This window comes from Veillonella parvula (assembly GCF_945949885.1).
GTDB classification, from domain to species: Bacteria; Bacillota; Negativicutes; order Veillonellales; family Veillonellaceae; genus Veillonella; species Veillonella parvula_B.
In genome coordinates this window covers 45,216-65,347 of sequence record NZ_CAMFFZ010000005.1, presented here as the reverse complement: position 1 = coordinate 65,347, position 20,132 = coordinate 45,216, and the positions used below count along the sequence as shown (strand labels likewise).

The 20,132-nt window shown below is 39.1% G+C and carries 20 protein-coding genes and 1 pseudogene; 1 reads left to right on the top strand and 20 read right to left on the bottom strand.

The genetic code is table 11. The features are described from left to right. Positions 1-78: 78 nt before the first annotated feature. From Q7O55_RS02850 to Q7O55_RS02775, 17 genes and pseudogenes are all read right to left on the bottom strand, one after another. Positions 79-507 (bottom strand): annotated as a pseudogene (locus Q7O55_RS02850) (phosphoglucosamine mutase); the annotation flags it as partial. A gap of 105 nt (positions 508-612) precedes the next feature. Next, positions 613-864, bottom strand: a complete 252-nt coding sequence (locus tag Q7O55_RS09295; RefSeq protein WP_024061253.1) for a YkgJ family cysteine cluster protein — start codon at positions 862-864, stop codon at positions 613-615. A gap of 20 nt (positions 865-884) precedes the next feature. Beyond that, positions 885-1,880: a hypothetical protein gene (locus Q7O55_RS02845; protein ID WP_303928148.1), complete on the bottom strand. Its 996-nt coding sequence runs from the start codon at positions 1,878-1,880 to the stop codon at positions 885-887. A gap of 12 nt (positions 1,881-1,892) precedes the next feature. After that, positions 1,893-2,459: a TerB family tellurite resistance protein gene (locus tag Q7O55_RS02840; protein WP_303928147.1), complete on the bottom strand. Its 567-nt coding sequence runs from the start codon at positions 2,457-2,459 to the stop codon at positions 1,893-1,895. A 9-nt stretch (positions 2,460-2,468) separates the two neighbouring features. Further along, positions 2,469-4,022, bottom strand: a complete 1,554-nt coding sequence (locus Q7O55_RS02835) for a hypothetical protein (protein WP_303928145.1) — start codon at positions 4,020-4,022, stop codon at positions 2,469-2,471. 217 nt (positions 4,023-4,239) lie between these two features. After that, positions 4,240-5,592 carry a phosphoglucosamine mutase gene (glmM, locus tag Q7O55_RS02830; protein WP_303928144.1) on the bottom strand — a complete coding sequence of 451 codons (1,353 nt, stop codon included), beginning with the start codon at positions 5,590-5,592 and terminating at the stop codon, positions 4,240-4,242. 187 nt (positions 5,593-5,779) lie between these two features. Then, positions 5,780-7,378, bottom strand: a complete 1,599-nt coding sequence (locus Q7O55_RS02825) for an NAD(P)/FAD-dependent oxidoreductase (protein WP_303928142.1) — start codon at positions 7,376-7,378, stop codon at positions 5,780-5,782. A 216-nt stretch (positions 7,379-7,594) separates the two neighbouring features. Beyond that, on the bottom strand, positions 7,595-8,521 hold the full coding sequence (locus tag Q7O55_RS02820) for a YbbR-like domain-containing protein (RefSeq protein WP_303928140.1): 927 nt from the start codon (positions 8,519-8,521) through the stop codon (positions 7,595-7,597). After that, the gene (gene cdaA / locus Q7O55_RS02815) at positions 8,518-9,330 is read right to left on the bottom strand and encodes a diadenylate cyclase CdaA (protein WP_004697909.1); all 813 of its coding nucleotides are present in this window, start codon (positions 9,328-9,330) and stop codon (positions 8,518-8,520) included. The genes Q7O55_RS02820 and cdaA overlap by 4 nt, the downstream gene beginning before the upstream one ends. A gap of 117 nt (positions 9,331-9,447) precedes the next feature. Then, a complete protein-coding gene (locus Q7O55_RS02810; protein WP_012863865.1) occupies positions 9,448-9,762 on the bottom strand; it encodes an XdhC family protein in 315 nt (104 codons plus the stop codon). Beyond that, positions 9,752-10,480, bottom strand: a complete 729-nt coding sequence (locus Q7O55_RS02805) for an XdhC family protein (protein WP_303928136.1) — start codon at positions 10,478-10,480, stop codon at positions 9,752-9,754. The genes Q7O55_RS02810 and Q7O55_RS02805 overlap by 11 nt, the downstream gene beginning before the upstream one ends. Next, positions 10,464-11,276 carry a selenium-dependent molybdenum cofactor biosynthesis protein YqeB gene (yqeB, locus tag Q7O55_RS02800; protein ID WP_303928135.1) on the bottom strand — a complete coding sequence of 271 codons (813 nt, stop codon included), beginning with the start codon at positions 11,274-11,276 and terminating at the stop codon, positions 10,464-10,466. The genes Q7O55_RS02805 and yqeB overlap by 17 nt, the downstream gene beginning before the upstream one ends. After that, a complete protein-coding gene (locus Q7O55_RS02795) occupies positions 11,273-11,995 on the bottom strand; it encodes a nucleotidyltransferase family protein (RefSeq protein WP_303928134.1) in 723 nt (240 codons plus the stop codon). The genes yqeB and Q7O55_RS02795 overlap by 4 nt, the downstream gene beginning before the upstream one ends. A 6-nt stretch (positions 11,996-12,001) precedes the next feature. Next, on the bottom strand, positions 12,002-12,760 hold the full coding sequence (gene yqeC, locus Q7O55_RS02790; RefSeq protein ID WP_303928133.1) for a selenium cofactor biosynthesis protein YqeC: 759 nt from the start codon (positions 12,758-12,760) through the stop codon (positions 12,002-12,004). Between the two features lie 41 nt (positions 12,761-12,801). After that, positions 12,802-15,099, bottom strand: a complete 2,298-nt coding sequence (locus Q7O55_RS02785) for a xanthine dehydrogenase family protein molybdopterin-binding subunit (protein WP_303928132.1) — start codon at positions 15,097-15,099, stop codon at positions 12,802-12,804. Next, positions 15,099-15,551, bottom strand: a complete 453-nt coding sequence (locus tag Q7O55_RS02780) for a (2Fe-2S)-binding protein (protein WP_004693892.1) — start codon at positions 15,549-15,551, stop codon at positions 15,099-15,101. The genes Q7O55_RS02785 and Q7O55_RS02780 overlap by 1 nt, the downstream gene beginning before the upstream one ends. Then, positions 15,551-16,333 (bottom strand): xanthine dehydrogenase family protein subunit M, encoded by a 783-nt coding sequence (locus tag Q7O55_RS02775; RefSeq protein WP_303928130.1) that lies wholly within the window; start codon positions 16,331-16,333, stop codon positions 15,551-15,553. Before Q7O55_RS02775 ends, Q7O55_RS02780 begins: the two co-directional genes overlap by 1 nt. 155 nt (positions 16,334-16,488) lie before the next feature. On the opposite strand from Q7O55_RS02775, the gene Q7O55_RS02770 reads away from it, so the two are divergent. After that, a complete protein-coding gene (locus Q7O55_RS02770; protein WP_303928129.1) occupies positions 16,489-17,373 on the top strand; it encodes an epoxyqueuosine reductase in 885 nt (294 codons plus the stop codon). A gap of 195 nt (positions 17,374-17,568) precedes the next feature. Here Q7O55_RS02770 and yfbR read toward each other — a convergent pair whose 3' ends face one another. Genes yfbR through Q7O55_RS02755 form a run of 3 tightly spaced genes read right to left on the bottom strand, consistent with a single transcriptional unit; the run spans position 17,569 to position 19,997 of the window. Further along, positions 17,569-18,159: a 5'-deoxynucleotidase gene (gene yfbR / locus Q7O55_RS02765; RefSeq protein ID WP_187002516.1), complete on the bottom strand. Its 591-nt coding sequence runs from the start codon at positions 18,157-18,159 to the stop codon at positions 17,569-17,571. Between the two features lie 25 nt (positions 18,160-18,184). Beyond that, on the bottom strand, positions 18,185-19,042 hold the full coding sequence (locus tag Q7O55_RS02760; RefSeq protein WP_303928184.1) for a D-alanyl-D-alanine carboxypeptidase family protein: 858 nt from the start codon (positions 19,040-19,042) through the stop codon (positions 18,185-18,187). Positions 19,043-19,067: 25 nt separating this feature from the next. Next, positions 19,068-19,997, bottom strand: coding sequence for a mechanosensitive ion channel family protein (locus Q7O55_RS02755; RefSeq protein WP_303928128.1), 930 nt, complete (start codon positions 19,995-19,997; stop codon positions 19,068-19,070). Positions 19,998-20,132 lie beyond the last annotated feature (135 nt).

Below are 20,132 nucleotides of genomic sequence, written 5' to 3'. Positions count from 1 at the left end.
TCCGAAATCTTACGCTCGGAACAAAGTGATGTGTGGGCTTCATCGTCGCAAGCTCCTCTGCCGCCTCACACCCTACTTTTATTCCGCCAACCCTTGTTCTCTACCGATAATATCAGCGATTTCTTGGCACAGAGATTGTAGTTCTTCTTGGTTAGGTCCTTCAGCCATGACACGAATGAGTGGTTCTGTCCCGGATGCACGTACTAAGACGCGACCTTCGTCACCGAGCTCTCCTTCAGCTGTTACGATAGCAGCTTTGATAAGATCATTATCTTCCCAGCCAGTTTTTGTAGCTACACGAACATTTACAAGAACTTGTGGGTATTTTGTCATAATGCAAGCCAATTCAGAAAGAGGCTGCTTTTTCTCCTTCATAAGAGCCGCCACTTGAACAGCTGTTAACATACCGTCACCAGTGGTGTTGTGATCTAAGAAGATTACGTGACCAGATTGTTCACCGCCAACGGAGAGATTGTGTTCACGCATATATTCCAATACATAACGGTCATCAACTATCAAAACCAATGATTTTAATAACGAGTAGGAATAAATTAGCTCCTACTCATTATCTTTACTTTTTAGAATCTATACTATAAAGTTTTATAATCAAAATTAAACTTTATGTTTCTTTAAAATCATACACACCTGATAATTCAATTTATAAAACTCCTCCAAAGTATATAAATTACTAAAGAATAATTCATAAACTTTATCAATATTACAGATTAATGGCCTGCTCTCATATATACTACATTTATTATTAGTCAAAAATTTACAGATACCATCACCATTATGAAACTCTTTTAATTGCGGAACTTTATCAATATTTCTACAACATAATCCACATTTATCACATAAAAACATAATTAATCCGTAAAATTTAACTAAACAAGGTTAGATTCTTTTTTTATAGCTTCTAATTGTGCAATGCTATTAGAGTCATGCTTACCATCATCATTTAAGATAGCTATATTTAAAATGGATTTAATAGTACGTGCCAATGTACCCGCTTTCCTAAATATCTGCTTATCTCCATCTGAATATAAACTAAAATCAGTTCCTTTACGATTAATTATATCTGTCATTTCAAATACTAATGGAGCAAATATCGAATTTAAAGATATCAAAAATCTATTCAGCATATCTGCACCACGTCTTATTGAGGCACATTCTGTTACAGCTAAATCGATTTCAGAGTCAAAAGCTTTTGCTTTTGCCAAATTGGATCTTGCATCTTCGAGGTTCGCATTAGCTTTAGATGATGCAACTACACCTAAAATTACTAAGGCTGGCGCTGCAACAAGCCCACCTAAAACAGCAGTTCCACCTGCTATTCCAAGACCACCTGCAGCTATCGAGCCTCCGCCAAAAAAGGCCAATGTAGCATTAGTTGCGGCAGCACCACTCAATGTAGCAATTGCAGTCCCAGTAGATGCAGATGCTAAAATACCGGCAGCACTATATGCACCAAAAGCAGTAACAGCTCCAGATACCACACCTCCAGCGGCACCTTTTGCTAAAGAAGATGCAATAACAGATAATTCTTTTAACTCTTCCAGCTCTTTTTCGTCAATCACAAGTTCAAAAGATGTATCAACGGAGTTATCTGTTTCTACATTAGTTACCTTACTAAATTCATTTACAAAATTGTGAATAGAAGAATTCAAAATTTTAACTTTACATTCACCCAACAGGCTTAAAGATTCTCCAGAAGCGACTCTGGCAAAAGACATTTTGCTCTTAGCATAGTCTACAATACTTTGAGCATCATCATTTATATCGTTAGCTTTATTTTGAGTACTAATAGCATCAATAGTTTTTCCTACACCAATAGTACCAGCAACAGCTGCACCTGCAATTAATAATAATGGTAATGGCATAATATTAACCTCCTATGCATTTATAGTAAATTCTTTTGCTGAATTAGCTACCATATTTTGAATTAGGGTTAATTGATCATCAATAAGCTTCTCCTCTTCAAATAGCCCTTTATCAGCAGATAATGTATTTCTAACCCAACCTCTATAAGATTCGATGCAATCCATAGTCCGAGAGCAATCTAATAACTCTTTATAAACTGATTCATTAATATTCCAAGAATTACAGAGATGTAAAATCATATGCTTTTCAAATTCACTATAATCACTATCACTTTTTGCTAACCCAATAAGATTCCATATGATTTCAATCAAACGACCTTTAGAAAATTTAGAATCAATTTCTTTAGAGTAGTAATAGCTTTCTAATTGCTCGGCAATTTTTTCATTTTCTAACTTCGTAAAGCTAGATTCTCTTCCTAGTGAATCACAATAATTTATAATGGCTTCGTATGAATCCATCTTATCTAAACGAAAGCATATATTTTTAAAAAGTTTCATTTCATCATCAGTCAATTTATTATCAGAAAGCATAAACAAATAATACAACGCAACTTCATAATCATTACCAGATAAATACATTTTTCCTCCTTATAATACAAAAACATCTTTGGAAATCATTTTCCTATTAAACTCTTCTTGAGAGTCAACAAGAGGATCACCACCATATTGTTTAGTAATACTATTACAGCTGTCTACAAACCACTCTGTATCATCAATATTTAATGCATCCAAAACCCCTGTTAAAGACTCATTAAATAAATCAATCCTTTCAGCTATATATTTATTAACAAACTCTTCTAAATCACGCTTATAATCTTGCATTTTCTGAATATGTTCAGCACAAGCTTTTTCAATCAATATTCGATTTTCTTTTACTAATTTCTCTTCTTCTAGTGCATTCTTTAGCAAACTAAATGTTGCGGAGGATAATGCATACCCCATCATTCCGCCTACTATCCCTCCCACAACAGGAATTGGAATAAGTGCTTGCCCAATAACTGCATATAAAGAAGAAGAAATCATATTCATATTCTCTTGTCCTAACTCTTGCAAACACTGAACACCATCTATTTCCCCCTTTAAATATCTATTTAAAACTTTTCCACTTGCAAGAGTAGCGGAAACCATAATGCCAGGCAAACCCGTATTAGATATAGTTCTAATATATGCATTACTTGAATTTTGCATCACCCCTTTTATTGCAGCACCAGTATACGTAGAAATATAGCCAACTCCTCCTGAAACACCCGTATCTAATGCAACATGTTTTATAGCCTCTGACATGCTTTTCTCGCCACGGCATACCGCTACGGTATTATTAATTATCGACATAATACCACCTATAGCAGCTCCATATTTCGCACCTTCTAAACCAGCCCTATGCGATAATTTATTTATGTCCTTAATTGTTGATAATTTAGGATTACGACGAGCCTCTATAGCCTCAGCAGAAGAAACTCGACCTTTTTTCAATTTGGATTCTATTTTTTCTAATTTCTTAAGTTGTAATTCTTTTTTAGCTCTAGTTTCTTCACTTATTTTTTTACTTTCAAGTTGTCGTTTTATACTATTTTTTTGTTTTAATAATTCATCCTTAACAGATTTATATTGATCTGATGGAATCTCTACCGGTACATCATTTTCCCAATACTTATCTCTTTTACTATTTTTTAAATAATCTACAACACGTTTTGCAGTATATTTTCCTGATGGATCTTTCTCAGCAGCACCAACAAATTTAAGTTGTGTTCCACTTCCTTCTACTATATTGCCATCACGATCTATAATTACCGTATCATAAAGAGGATCATTTACTCTTCCTATATCATCAGTACGAACCATGCGCTCTGTTCGTTTTTCAATAATTGCCTCTGCATTAGCACGTGCTACTGTTTTATCTTCAGCAGAAAATCCAGCTTGTTGGTGTTCATTCTTAAATTTGTACTTAGAATTAACTTTTGAACTTGCTGTTCTTTCTAATCCTTTTTTTAATACTTTAGAACGCTCATTATCAATCCCAGAATACGCAACTAAATGCTCTTTGTTTGCAGAACCAAATCTATCAACGGTCTCTACCATCCCACCAGAGATAGATGCATTTCTAAAGTTATCACGATAATCTTTCTTTTTCTTTGACTCCATAATCAGCACCTTTATAAACCATGCGCAAAGCTTCATTTAAAACTCATGAATATTTGATGAGCTAATTATAATTTATGAATTCTTTTCAGTCAATAAAGATAAATGTCATGGGGAATTTCCACCTCATATCTAATTAATTTAATATTGAGAAAAAAAAGACCTCTAAAGTATCTAAATTACTACTAGATACCTCAGAGGTCTTAATCTCAATTTTATGTTACTCTGCCAACCCTTGTTCTCTACCGATAATATCAGCGATTTCTTCACATAATGATTGTAATGTTTCTTGGTCTGGACCTTCTGCCATAACGCGAATGAGTGGTTCTGTACCAGAGGCACGTACAAGTACGCGACCTTCGTCACCGAGCTCTCCTTCAGCTGTTACGATAGCAGCTTTGATAAGATCATTATCTTCCCAGCCAGTTTTTGTAGCTACACGAACATTTACAAGAACTTGTGGGTATTTTGTCATAATGCAAGCCAATTCAGAAAGAGGCTGCTTTTTCTCCTTCATAAGAGCCGCCACTTGAACAGCTGTTAACATACCGTCACCAGTGGTGTTGTGATCTAAGAAGATTACGTGACCAGATTGTTCACCGCCAACGGAAAGATTATGTTCACGCATGTATTCCAATACATACCGATCACCAACAGCAGTGGAAACCGTTTTCATACCAAGTTCTTCTGCTGCTTTATGGAATCCGATATTACTCATAACGGTACCAACTATGGTATCACCTTTAAGTTTGCCTTCTTCTTTCAACTTAAGAGCGCATAACAACATAATTTGATCGCCATCGAGAACTTGACCTTTTTCATCAACCAATAAACAGCGGTCAGCATCGCCATCATTAGCAATACCAAGGTCTGCATTATGTTGTTGCACAGCTACTTGCAATCCTTCGATATGCGTAGAACCACAGTGATGATTGATGTTCAAGCCATCTGGATTCACATTAATATTGATGACTTTAGCCCCTAGTCCAGACAAAATTTCCGGACCTACACTGGAAGCTGCGCCATTGGCACCATCATAAACGATAGTCAACCCTTCAAGGGACGTATCGATTGTGTGACGTACGAAATGAGCATATAAATGAGCCAAGTTACTATTAAACTCAATTTTACCTATACCATTCCCTGTAGGACGCGCCAATTCATTATCTGCACTTTGACGAACATATTTTTCCAATTCATCTTCCACTTCATCAGGTAATTTATAGCCATTGCTATCAAAGAATTTAATGCCATTATCTGGATATGGATTGTGAGATGCAGAAATAACAGCACCCGCATCAAACCCTTGTTGACGTACAAGGTACGCTACTGCTGGAGTTGGGATAACGCCTGCAATCACTACATTACCGCCAACAGAACAAATGCCCGCTGCTAATGCACTTTCAAGCATAGAACCAGAAATTCGCGTATCGCGCCCAATCAAGAACGTAGGATGTTCCTTTTCCTTACCAAAATGCGTTCCTGCCGCACGACCTAAATGATAGGCTAATTCTGGCGTTAAAAACTCATTAACAACACCACGTACACCATCTGTACCAAATAAACGAGCCATAATTATCCTCCTTTAAGGATTTGTGAAAGTTTCACAAGTCTATATATCTACCGTGTGTATCATTTCAATAATTACTGTTGTGTATTATATCACAATATAGAAAGCATACCTACTATAAAGTCACATCTATATTACATAAATAGTATGAATCTATACTGTAATTCAATCCATCAGTATAATTTCCCCACTAATTAGGTTTAGCGTATTTTGCCATACATAAAATGGCTGTTTCCGCACCATCAAGGGCAGCACTCATAATTCCCCCTGCATAGCCAGCTCCTTCACCCATAGGATAGAAACCTCCTACAGTAGGAGAAATGCGTTCTTCATTGCGTCCCATACGAAGCGGTGCAGAGGTACGCGTTTCAACGCCTGTCATACACACCGCAGGATTATCGAATCCACGGATACGACGGCCCCAGTATGGCAAGGCTCGCTCTAATACGGATGTGACGAACGGTGGCAAGCAATCATGTAAATCGCAATTCACGACACCTGGCTCGTAGCTATATATACTATTTTGTACACTAGGTGCTTGTGAAAGCCCTAAAAACTGCCCTACTGTTTGTGCAGGTGCATGGAAATTAGATCCGCCCAACTCATAGGCCTTTCGTTCCCATTCTCGTTGGAATGCGACGCCATCTAATGGATGAGTACCAAAGTCATCTGGACCTACGTTGACCACGATAGCACTATTGGCAACACCGCTATCACGAGCGTACAAACTCATGCCATTTACGACAACGCCACCATTTTCAGAGGCAGATGCTACTACTTGACCTCCTGGGCACATACAGAAGCTATACGCAGTACGGCCTGTTTCTTTATCATGGTATACGAGAGAGTATTCTGCTGCACCGAGGCCCAAGCTAGATGGTTCCACGCCATATTGGGACTCATCGATTACAGCCTGATCATGTTCAATACGAACACCGATAGCAAAGGGTTTTGCCGTCATTTCCACATTGCGTTTATGAAGCATCTCGTATGTGTCACGCGCACTATGGCCTACACCAGACAAAACAACAGTCGTATCAATACGCTCACTACCATTAACTTCAACGCCTACGATACGGTCATTTTCAACAAACAAATCCGTTACCTTAGAACCAAAACGGACTTCACCGCCCCATTCGATGATGCGCTCACGCATGGCTTTTACCATAGTACGCAATTTATCTGTACCTACGTGAGGTTTATGTTTATATAATATTTCTTCAGGCGCACCAAACTCAACAAAGTATTTAGATATCTCATGTAAACGCGGATGGGTAATGCGAGTTGTCAACTTACCATCGGAAAAAGTTCCTGCGCCACCTTCCCCAAATTGTACGTTGGATTCAGGTTTAAATACGCCCTTCTTCCAAAATGTTTCTACATCATGACTACGTGTATCTACATCTTGACCGCGTTCAAGTGCGATAGGGCGATAGCCTTCACGAGCTAAGTAAAAGGCTGCAAGCATCCCCGCAGGACCAAAGCCCATAACAACAGGACGATGTGCTAATGGTACAGACCCCAAAACTATAGGTTCTGGATCTTCTGCAGCAAATACAGATACATCCTTTTCTTTACCAAGCTTTTTCATAACTTGAGCTTCATTATGAACCTCAATGAATAGGGTATATACAAAAACAATGTTTGGCTTCTTACGGGCATCTACGGCACGTCGAACAACATGAATCGTTTCGATAGCACCACGTAACGGGGGATATCTCTTTTCTACAATACTTCTGATATCCGACTTAACCGTAACAGCCACGCGGAGATTTATTATTCTAATCATATCTTTCCTATTAAAGCCTCCCTTTTAGGCGAGCCTACTTCTTTAATCTTTGACCAAAATTCTTTACCACTTGATCTGTAAGAAAATAGTCATACATCTTTATTATACAACACTACCATAAAAGCTAATATATAAATCATAAAAAGGCCCTAATAGAGAAATATTCGCTCTATTAGGGTCTTTGTCACAAGATTTCAAAGCCTCACAAAAAACTTATCATCCATTAAGTACTTTCTTTTGTATTTCTACTTTCACCCGTACCGTTGTGGTATTGCTATTAACTCCATTCGGTAATACCAAATTATAATTACCCTGTACAGTTTCAGTAGCACCCGACACATCGATAGGTTCTGTTTGTATTTCTGTAACGGAATCAATCATTTCTTCACGACCGGTAACCGTTAGTTGCGTTGGTGTAGCAGACGTAGACTTAACTTCATAACCTTCTGCTACTGTACCAACAGTCGGAACAGTAATAGGAACTGCCTTTTCTTTACGTAATAAGTTAAGTTCATATTGTGCTTGACCTTGGTTTGGATTAATATGTACATCCAGTACATTACCTGCCGTATCCCAAGCTTCTAAAGTACTAACAGCGCTAAAGTTCTTCGTTTGACCAGCCACATTAACTTTCATGACAACCTTATTCACTGCGTTAACTTGTTGTTTGCGTCCAGAAACAGTTACCTCTTTCGGCACAATCGTTACCGATTTCAAAGCAATATCATCAGAGAACTTACCGATTGGAACTATTTCAACAGGAATTGTTTTCTCTGCATATTCATCAACATTGATGGTGATGGTGTCTGGTTTAACCTCCACAAGATTCATTCCTGCAGGAGGAGTAAAATTAATAGTTACATTATTTTGACCTGGTTTTACACCGGATGCATCAATATAAGCCCGTAAATTATCTGATTTCATAGACATAATGGTATCACGTGGGCCAGCTAGTACAACACGGACCACATCTGGTGCATCTTCTATGATATAGCCAGAATTGAGATTTTGAACCTGTACAGGTATTGTATAGGTTACCTCCATCACAGGGTTCTGATCACGCATAATAAAGAACCACATAACGATAGCCGCTAACAAGGATAATAATTTAGCAGGCCAATTGCGTTTCAAATGAATCATCATTTATTTGCCCTCCATTTCCACATACTAGTAATGGTTTGACGAGGGCGTTCCATAAAGGTGCGCAATGCCTCTTTAATTTGATCCTCTGGTAAATGGCGATAAATATGACCGCCATACGTATAAGAAATAGTCCCTGTTTCCTCACTGACAACGACTACAACAGCGTCAGTTTGCTCAGACAAACCAATAGCTGCACGGTGACGTGTACCTAGTTCAGTACTCAATGTGCGGTCCTCAGTCAACGGCAACAAGCAGCCTGCTGCACGAATTCGCCCATCACGAATAATCAAGGCCCCATCATGAAGAGGTGTACTTGGAACGAAAATATTTTTAATCAACTCGCGGCTCAATACAGCATCAATAAGAATACCAGTATCTACAAAGTCATTGAGACCTACTTCACGTTCAAAAACGATAAGTGCCCCCGTATGTTCACGAGACATAACGCGAGCCGCAGCCATTACTTCATTAATGGCCATATCCATTTCTTCTTCGTTTACATTTTGTGCCTTGCTGAAAATTCGTCCACGCCCCAATTGTTCTAGAGCACGACGCAATTCTGGTTGGAATACAACCGGTAACGCAAAGAGAAGAACGGTCATACTTTGTTGCAAAATCCAGTTGATAACGTATAGATTTAACAAATGACTCAATAAATTTAAAATTGCCAACATAACGAGACCTTTTAAAAGAGAAACGGCCCTCGTATCTTTAAGCAATTTATATAAATAGTAAATACCAATGGCAACGATTATGATATCAACAATATCAAGAAGCCTAAAGGTATGTATAAGTGCGTCAATATGCATAAAAATAGCTCCTTATACAAAATAATAAGGTACAGTCAATTCTTTGACTGTACCTTATATTTTAACTCATTTTGAAAGTACTGTAAATTTATAAACAAACGCTGAATGAGATTTTTATTAGATGTTTTGTGTTTCAATCCAAACATCCATTTGCCCCCCACAAACCATACCTTCTTTAACAGCTACGTCATCATCGAGGAGAACATCAATACGGCGGTGAGCTTCTTTTTTATTCAAAGAGTCCACAGCACTTAGACGGATTTCATTTTCTGCACGACCGCCGCCAATAGTACCAAAAATAGAGCCATCAGGAAATACAACCATAGATGTACCAGCTTTACGAGGTGTGGATCCACGGGTATATAAAATAGTGGCTACTGCTAAGGTTTCGTTTTTACGTTCACTAAGATATTCAATAAACTCACGATTCATGGCTCACTCTACCTTTCCGCAATGAGCCGCCTTTTTTACCACGTACCACTGCCAAATATTCACTAACGATAGATAATGCAATCTCCTCAGGTGTTTGTGCACCAAGGTCTAGACCAATTGGAGCATAAATCATATCTAACTCATCTTGGGTCCAACCTTGCTCACGCAACACTTCAAAAGCATGATGAATGCGTTTTTGGCTACCCATAACACCCATATACGTAGGCAAGTAACCACGCAATTGTTCTAAACATATATTATCGTACTCATGAGCACGCGTCACAATGATAAAGCCATTATATTCATCAAGAGGTAAATCATTCTTAAAGTTTTCTAAAGGTAAGCACTTACGTGTAACACGTTCATCAAAGAATTCAGGAACCACATATTCTGGACGGTCATCTACGACTGTAACACGACAGCCAATAAACAACAGCAAATCAGTAATAGCTCGGCTAACATGACCTGCGCCTAATACGAGAACTGACGGATCATTTTCTACAGGTTGTACGAAACACTCCATTTCGCCTACCATGCAGAGAGAATTTAGCTTTGCTTTATCTACAGTAAAGCCTTCAATAGGAGTACCATATAGGACGCTACCATCTTCGGCATAAATAGTCTTATCCCCTTGACGAGGACCGGATAGAACTGTAACCATCACGGTAGTTTCAGTAACCTGTAGACGATTTTTCATCACATCATAAATTGTTTTCATCTAGATTCCTTTCATAATCCCAAGCAGTAACAGCCTCTAAAACGCCACCACCAACAGCTAGAGATTTATCTGAAATACTATAACAATGAGACTCTTCACAACGAGCATCCACATCAGCCAACTTAAAATGATCTGATACGATGAGCCCACTTTTTAAAATTCCTCGTAGAATGCCTGTAATTTTAGCTCGGACTGGTTCTTCATCGACATAACCAATCACCTCATTGGCTTGTACAGAATCGCCAATATGCCGTTTTGCTGTAAATAGTCCAGCCTTTGGAGAATGGATAACGCGCTCATGAGTGTAGCCACCTACATTTCCAGGGATACCTGTATTAGGTTGAGCCGGCCCATCATAGATACAGCGACCTAATGAATGACCACGCATCGTTTCAATGACCACATCTACATCTTCTCCAGCAGTAAATCCAGGGCCAACACCTATAACGAGCTCTGCATCATCTCGTTTTGTTCCAAGATTCTTTTTACTCAAAATAGCATCGACTACAATCTCTGGTTTTAAAGTGTCCAATAATTCCTCATATGAGCTAGTGACAACGGGAATGATTTCCTGTGCCAATGTATCCTTCACTTCACTAATAGACACATGACGAGCAACAAAACGTTCCAAAATCATTTCTCCACGATGAACCGCATTACCGTAACATACTTCGCGGCGAATCATGGTAGGAATCGCTATTTCACTAATTACAACGGGATAGCCCGCCCGTCTCAATCTATATACAGCGCCGGAAGCGATGTCTCCGCCTCCACGCATGAGTACCAATGGTTTCATAATGCCTCACTTTCACGATGTTTCAAACGCTCAAAATCATCGGGTGTATCTATATCGTCGCCAATATCATCACTAATCCATAGTTTCACGACATGGGCTTTACCAGCACCACGAATAATGGTCTTACCGCCTTGATCCCCTTGAATCTGTTGTAAAAAATCAAACCAATGAGAACCAAAGATAACAGGATTCCCCGAGTGATAATTCGCCCCATAATGTGGAACGACGATAGTTTTCGGATGAAAGTTATCACTAAATACACTAATGACCTCATGTACAACAGCACTCGTCAGAAGTGGTTGATCCCCTACTGAACAGAGAATACCGTCTAGCGGTATGGGCGACGTATTCACCAAATGATGTACTCCCAACGCTATGGATACTCCTTGCCCTAGTTCAGGATGGTCATTTCGAATGGCTTCAAAACCATAGCTTGTGACAATAGGTTCTAGTTTCTCATGATCATCACCAGTAACTGCCACAAAAGGTAGTTTACACGACGCAGCAGAAACTACCTGTCCACCCCATCCACATTGAAGAGCCCCACAGACCGCATCTAGAACAGTCTTACCACGCCAGGGCAAGAGTTGCTTATTACATCCCATGCGCTTGGATTGCCCTCCCACAAGGAGGACAATACCAATATGCAAAGGATGACGGTCTATGGGGTCTTTCATGGGACTAAAAGCGGTGTCACAATTTGCTTTCATAATAGTCATGAGTACCTACCGACATTGAATAATGCGACGGATTTCACAACTTGCTTTATATCCATCAGCCAAAATGATAGCCGTAATATCGCTATCAACAATATGATCAATAAAATCATCGATAATGCGATGTTGCACTGTTTCATAACCAGTACAGAACAGTATTTTCTTGCCTTTACTATATTGGAATAAACCTTGTTTATGCAAAACAAGATCAGCCAACATACGCGGAGTTACAATAGCCCCCATATCGCGTTTTACGATATCTTGAACGAGCTCGATATTATGTACGTGCTCATCATCTAATGGGGCCCCTAGCATTTGTAGATTTACGAGGCCAATCGTAGTCTTTGTAAGAGATGGAATGACAGGTTCGGTCGTCTTAGGTGCCTTGAGCCATTTTTCCTTCGCCCCATCTGCTTCTACAACAATTTGCCAATTGGGATGTAACTTGGATAAACCATCGATAAGATCACAATCTAAGGAGTCTACTTTTGTTCCTGTAATTCCAGCGAACCACGCACCACAATAGCCACGTAAAAGTCGGTCAGTACAATATTCATCAGCTTCATTAATATTACGAGTATAAATCGGTTCATAATGAGCCACCTGAGATTCATAGAGTCGAGTTGTAGTCGTAACTACGATTGGCTGACCTTTCAGCCGTCCATATTCTACTAGTTTTGAAAGCACAGTCGTTTTACCGCCTGCCCCAACAAGGGCAACGATTCCCGGCTGAATCAATCGATTCCAATAGGATGTTTGTGATGTCATAGAACCAGGCCTCCTTAGAAAGTAAAAGGAACTAGAAATCTCTATACTTTATATTTCTCGTCCATAGCCATAAATACCTTCTCAGGTGTCATAGGTAATGTACGAATATCCGCACCAACTGCATTTTTAATGGCATGTTGGATCGCAGGGCACCCCGTATTGATGACAACCTCACCAATAGATTTAGCGCCGAAGCCACCTGTAGGCTCGTAAGATTCTACAAAGTCTGTATGTAATTCACCAATATCCTGACGGGTTGGGATTTTATAAGTCATAAGATTATTTGTTTCCAAACGACCATTGTTGGAATAGCGTACATCTTCATATAAAGCCATCCCGATAGCTTGTACCACACCACCCTCAACTTGAACGCGAGCCAATTTAGGGTTGATAACAGTACCGCAATCAACACAAGAATAGAAATGAAGAGGAATAACCTTACCTGTTTGTTTATCTACCTTTACCTCAGCAATAGATGCCATAAATGGAGGTGGAGACGTATGACTGCCCCATGTAGCGAAACCAGACAATTGCTCCGCATTAGCACCAACTAATAATTTTGGTGCCAATTGATGTATATCCATTGTTTTGGAGCCGTCTTTCGTGGTAGCTACAACGCCGTCAAAGTCAACGTTCTCAACGTCGGTTTCAAAGAATTGAGCAAATTTAGCAATAATCTTAGTGCGTAACTCTTCTGCAGCCATCTTAGCAGCAGTACCCGTTACATAGGTTGTACTAGATGCGTAGGACCCTGGATCGAATGGTACGATATCTGTATCTGATTCAATAACAGTCATATATTCCATAGGACAACCTATTACTTCACAGGCCATTTGAGTTAATACGGTATTAGACCCCATGCCCATATCAGAAGATCCAGTATACAATGTATAATTGCCATCGTCACCAAGTCGGATTTCAACAGATGCTACGTCGATATTTGCGACACCAGAGCCTTGTAATGCTAAAGCCATGCCAAGTCCACCGCGATAGCGCTCATCGATGTCCCAAGAATGAGGGCGTTCATCCCAACGAGCCATTTCTTTTACACGATTTACAGTATCTTGGAAAAGACCAGAATCAAGATATTCATCTGGAGCATATACTAAGCTTTGTTCACCTTCCGCTATTAAGTTCTTCTGACGTAATTCAGCTGGATCAATCCCCATTTTGTCGGCTAACTGGTTTACTGCACACTCTAATGGCCACAATGCTTCTGTTGCACCGTACCCACGGAAAGCACCTCCCGGAGTTTGGTTAGTATACACACCTTCTGTACCATAATGAACAGCAGTCGCTTTGTTGTACAACGGTACAGATTTATGTTCACCAGCCGTTGTAGTAGTGAAGCAATGAGTTGCATGTGCCCCAGCGGCTGTGATGGAGTCCATATCAATAACTTTAATAATGCCATCTTTCGTAGCACCTACACGGATTTTCCATTCACGAGCATGACGTGTAGTGGAGCAAGTTTGTGCTTCTGTACGATCGTATAAAAGATAACAAGGTTTTTTTAGTGTCCACGCTACGAAAGCTGTCATAATTTCTGTACAAGCTGTTTGTTTAGAACCGAAGCCGCCGCCGATACGAGGCTTAATTACACGGACTTTTGTAGCCGGAATACCGAGTGCACGAGCGATGTGACGGCGTACATGGAATACGATTTGCGTGGAGGATACAATAACTACACGACCTAGCGCATCTATATATCCAAAGCTTTGGAATGGTTCCATCGCTGTTTGGCGTGTGGCCTGATCAAAGTATGTACCTTCTGCCACGTAATCACATTTAGCGAGTTCTGCTTCCACATCTCCTACCCGTTTGTGATAGGATACGCAAATATTGCGTTTGTAATCTTGACCTACGGGGATATTGTTATGAATATCATCCTCAGGATGTACTATAGTTTCATGGTCGATAGCAGTGTGCATATCAAGTACAGGTTTCTGTACTTCGTATTCAACCTTGATAAGTGGCATTGCTTTAAGCGCTGTAGCTTCATCTTTTGCTACGATGAGAGCTACTTCGTCTCCAACATAACGAACTACAGAGTCCAAGATGAGCGCATCATAAGCGGATGGCTCTGGATATGTTTGACCTGCTAATGTGAATCGCGTATTAGGCACATCTTCATAAGTAAAAATAGCTTCTATGCCAGGGATCAATTTAGCTTTAGATGTATCAATAGATTTGATGCGCGCTTGAGCATGAGGGCTACGAAGAACCTTAATAACAAGCGCATCTTTGGGAACAAAATCGCCAGTATAAGACGGTTTACCAGACAAAATACCTTTTGAGTCAACTTTGTCATAGGATTTACCAATATGCTTGTTCATCATTATAGGCCTCCTTCTAAGAATTTACGAACTCCTCGAAGTTGTGATTCATAACCAGTACAGCGGCACAAGTTACCTATAAGGTATTCGCGAATTTCATCATCGCTAGCCTTTGGATTTTTGCGTTTCAAATTGATAGCACTCATCATCATGCCAGTTGTACAAAAACCACACTGATCTGCGCCTTCACTTGCGATACAAGCCGCCAATAATTCAGCTTCCTCTTGTAAACCTTCTAATGTAGTAATCTTATGGCCTGGCGCACGAAATGTAGGATAAGCACAAGACAAAATAATTTCATCATCCACCCATACAGTGCAAAGGCCACAGTTTGTGGTGTCACAGCCACAGCGGACACTGTAATAGCCAAGATTGCGCAATGTATCTAACAACATCTCATCAGTTGGCACATTAACAGTTACATTTTTGTTATTAATATTAAGTACGAGTTCCATTATTGTGCCACCTCCTTAGCTAAGCGTTGAACCATTGCTTTTACCATCTCCATGCGATATTCTTTGGACGCATGAGAGTTAGATTGATACACTAGTTCTTCAGATGCCAATTGAGCTGCCTCTTTTGCGGCAGATAATCCTCTTTCTGAAAGCAAAGCACTTGCTTTTTCTGCTAATTGAGGTGTACCAGGTCTTGTGCCGATGTATAATTCAACGCCTTTTTCGTCATGGCGAAGAGCACCTGTTAATAATGGGAAGTCGCCACGAGAGATGCGAAGAGCTTCAACAGCTACAGGTACATCTACTTTAGGGATGCGAATTTCCACGAGAATATCACGTTCTCTATATTTCATATAGTCTTGCATGGACATACGACCACCTTTAAAGGTTACGATGTCTGCATGTACTGCCAATAAAGCAGGAATGATATCTGAGAAGCCAAATTTACTTGCTACAGAACCGCCCATGGTAGCAGTATTCCTAAATTGAACGCCAAGAATCTCCTTAACGCCTTTAACTACGGCACCGCCGCAGAATTGTTGTAAAGGCTCAAAGCGTTCCACATCTCCTTGTGTCGCCATAGCGCCAATTACAAACTCCTTATCTTCTTCACGAACATAACGCAAATCAAGACCTGCCATATCAATCACTGATGGCCAAGTTCGTCGTCCTAGACGCAGCCAACAGCCGCCTGCTAGCATAGGAGCAGTTTTGTTCTTTGTGGCTAATTCATAAGCCTCTTCCACCGTCTTCGGTTGTAATACTTTCATAAATGCTAACATAATCTGTCCTCTCAATGATATACTAATACTAACAGAATTACGGTGCTAACTATAAAAATACAGTTATCACCAAACTACAAACATAATAAAGTTCTATAGAATCTCACGCATTTCTTATACTTTTATTTTACCAATTATTTACCACTAAATCTACGATGAAAGATATAAATTTACAGGAAATTTGCAAAGAATTACATATTTATGAATTTGGAATTGCCTCATGGCCACTGCCTGAACAAGCCAAAACTATTTTATTTGAAAGCAACCCATGCCCCTTCACTACGGCAGATGTAGAAGCAAGGCTACTAGGAACGAAACAATTCATACCGAAAAGTGCCATCGTTTGTCTATTCCCATACCATGTAGAACACAAAGGCCAATTCAATCTATCTCGCTATACATGGTCTACAGATTATCACCTAATCATTAATGAATATTTAGAACGTCTTATTGAAAGATTACAAATAATTGATGACTCGGCTCAGTTCTCCATTCATTGCGATACCTCTCCTTTAGCCGATCGGTACATGGCCTACTTGGCAGGTCTCGGCTTTTATGGAAAAAACAACTGTTTTATCAGTCCTAAGTGGGGTTCTTATGTCGTTATTGGCACAATTTTAACAACACTAGAGCTCGAGCCAAATCCCCCCCTTGAGCAGTCCTGCATGGGATGCAATCGTTGTATTACAGCGTGCTTAGGTCAATGTTTAGGTCATGACGATTTTAAATACAACACTTGTAAAAGCTTCTTGACGCAGAAAAAAGGAGAACTCACTGATGAAGAGGAAAATATCCTCGCTAAAACTCCACTCGTATTTGGTTGTGATGTATGCCAAGAAGTGTGTCCTCACAATAAAGATATCCCAACTACGCCTATCCCTGAATTTCAACAGATAGAGCCGTATGTCAATATAGACGAACTAGAAGCACTAACGAACAAAGAATTCAAAGCAAAATACGGTCGTCGAGCCTTCTCATGGCGAGGTAAAAAAACACTAATGAGAAATCAAGAGATTATAGATAGAAAAAGTAAACTATAACACTCAATAAGACATAATAATTAACAAATACACTTATAATAATTTTTATTAAGCAAACTAACAAAAATTTGATAAAGCATTAGCAAAATAATCTACAAATTTTTAGAATCAAAAAGAGACGGCCAAAATGAACTGAACCCCCAAAATTGTGCCCAATTTTGGGGGTTCAGTTCAAGAAGTCGTCTCTTTTAGTAATTATTTAATTTCGTAATAGTTCAACTCATCCAAACTCTTACCAAGAGCAGGTAGATATATTTCAAGAAACATATCTACCTCAGGCATATTTAGATTTTTCAACTTAGCTAAGATAGAGTCATGTGCCTCTTTAAACTCATCATTCCCTGCCTTGAGCTCTTTGACACATTTCATATAGGCTGAAATTATATCGGCAGCCTTAACGAGAGGCCATTCTGGACTAGCCTCTGCATCAACAAGTATAGGCTTATAAACAGATTGTAACCGGTCTGGCAAGGTTGATAGCATTTTTTCTTGCGCCAAAGTTTCAACCTCACCATACAGCTCCCGCAACTTTGGATCAAAATACTTGATTGGTGTCGGCATATCTCCTGTAAAGATTTCGCTCACCTCATGATACATAGCTATGACAGCTACCTTATTGATATCTACATTCCCACCGAAGTATTCATTTTTTATGGCCCCTAAGTTGTGTGCTACCATAGCCACTTCAAGGCTATGTTCTTGAATATTTTCTATTTCCGTATTTCGCATGAGGCTCCATCGATTGATAAAGCGCATGCGTTTTAAAAATGCAAAAAATGAACTCATATGTCCCCCATTACACAATAGGTCCTTAAATTACCCCACGGAGTTTAAATCCATAATCAAGAAATTGTACAGCTTCTTCCCAACGATTATCATCATTAAGCATAACTACAATCATAGTATGGCCCTTCCGTGTGGCAGACGCAATCAAACATTCTCCTGCTGCATTTGTAAAACCTGTTTTCAAGCCATTCGCACCTGGATATTTATTGCGAATAAAATGGTTTGTAGTACGAATTGTTTCTGGTGCACGATTTTGATACGGCACCTTGTAATAATCATTAGCAACCTTGTCACGGAACATTTGGTATTTCATGCCGTACGCTGCAATCATCGCTAAATCACGAGCCGTAGAATGGTGACCCTTTTGTGTTAATCCATGAGGGTTCAAGAACACACTATTCTTTGCACCCGCTTTTGTAGCAATGCGAGTCATATCCTTAGCAAATTTATCTACAGAACCACTTACATTTTCGGCTACTACAACGGCCGCATCATTGCCACTAGCAACCATCATACCTTCAAGAACACCTTCCAATGTAATCTGATCGCCTACGCGAATCCCAAGGTTTGATTCTTCCATGCTCGTTGCATAGCTACTTATCGTAGCTAATTCATCAAGCTGTGTGCCCTTTAGTTCTAAAGCAGTTAACAAGGTAACCATTTTCGTAGTACTAGCTGGATGCATCCACTTATCTGGATTCTTTGCAAATAAAATTTCTTTTGTATCTGCATCAATAAGGACTACGGCCTCACCAACAGTAGAAGGAGGTGTAATGTATGCAGCTTGAGCAACACCAGCACCTATAAATACGATTCCTATAAAAGTTATGGCCAATACCAATTTCTTATAAAACATATGAATATTCGTCGTTAAAAGTGTCATCACTCTCGTTCTACCTTCCAGTATCCTAACTTTCAAGACTATTATCTATTTCTACATTTGTAGTAGTTGCTTTTTTCTTTGTCCCTTTAATTTCACCTGTCGATGTATCTACATTTTGAATATATACTACACGTTGAGGATATGGAATGTCGATGCCATATTTATCAAAAGCATCTTTTACATCAGACATAATGCCGTATTGAACAGCGAGGAAATCATTCGACTTAACACGAGCATAAGCGGCGATTCGTACAGAATTATCTCCAAATTCAGAGATACCTATTTCCATATTCTTCGGATTAAGGACACGTTTATCTGCTGCAAAAATATTCTTTAAGATTTTTATTGCTTCATGATGATCATTATTATAACCAATGTCAAACGTAAATGGGATAACGCGTTCTGAAGTATAAACAATGTTAGTTACAGCTTGGGATGTAAGAAGAGAGTTAGGTATGTATACATTCTTTTGATCTTTTGTAGTAATAACTGTATACATAAATTGGATTGATTTAACACTGCCGACTACATCACCTACCTGAATAACGTGACCCGCTCTAAAAGGCTTGAAGATAAGAATTAATAAACCAGATGCTAAATTAGAAAGGTTATTCTGTAAGGAGAGACCAATACCTAAACCAAAAGCACCAAAAGCAGCTATAAAAGATGTTGTAGGAATACCAATTTGGTTTAAGCAAATCAATACTAACCCTACTAGCAAGGCGTAATTAATAATTTGAGTAATAAAGCTCATTGCTGCTGAGTCATAGGAAGCTTTTGTCATAATGCGAACAGCAAAAGCTTTTACCCATTTAATAGCATATCGTCCTATCCAAAATAAAATTAACGCTAATAAGATATTTCCAGCTTGTGCAAAGAACCAGTCCCTTATTTGAATTAATATATTAGCGTCTTTAAAAAGAAATTCAGAAACAGCACTTAAGAAATTAGCCATAATAACCATCCATAATATAAATCTATACAATAACAAATATACGTCTCAACATAATGTCAATATAATAACAGTAAACATATATGCTATAATTTTACATATGCATTCGCAATACGATAATAAAGATATTATATCGTT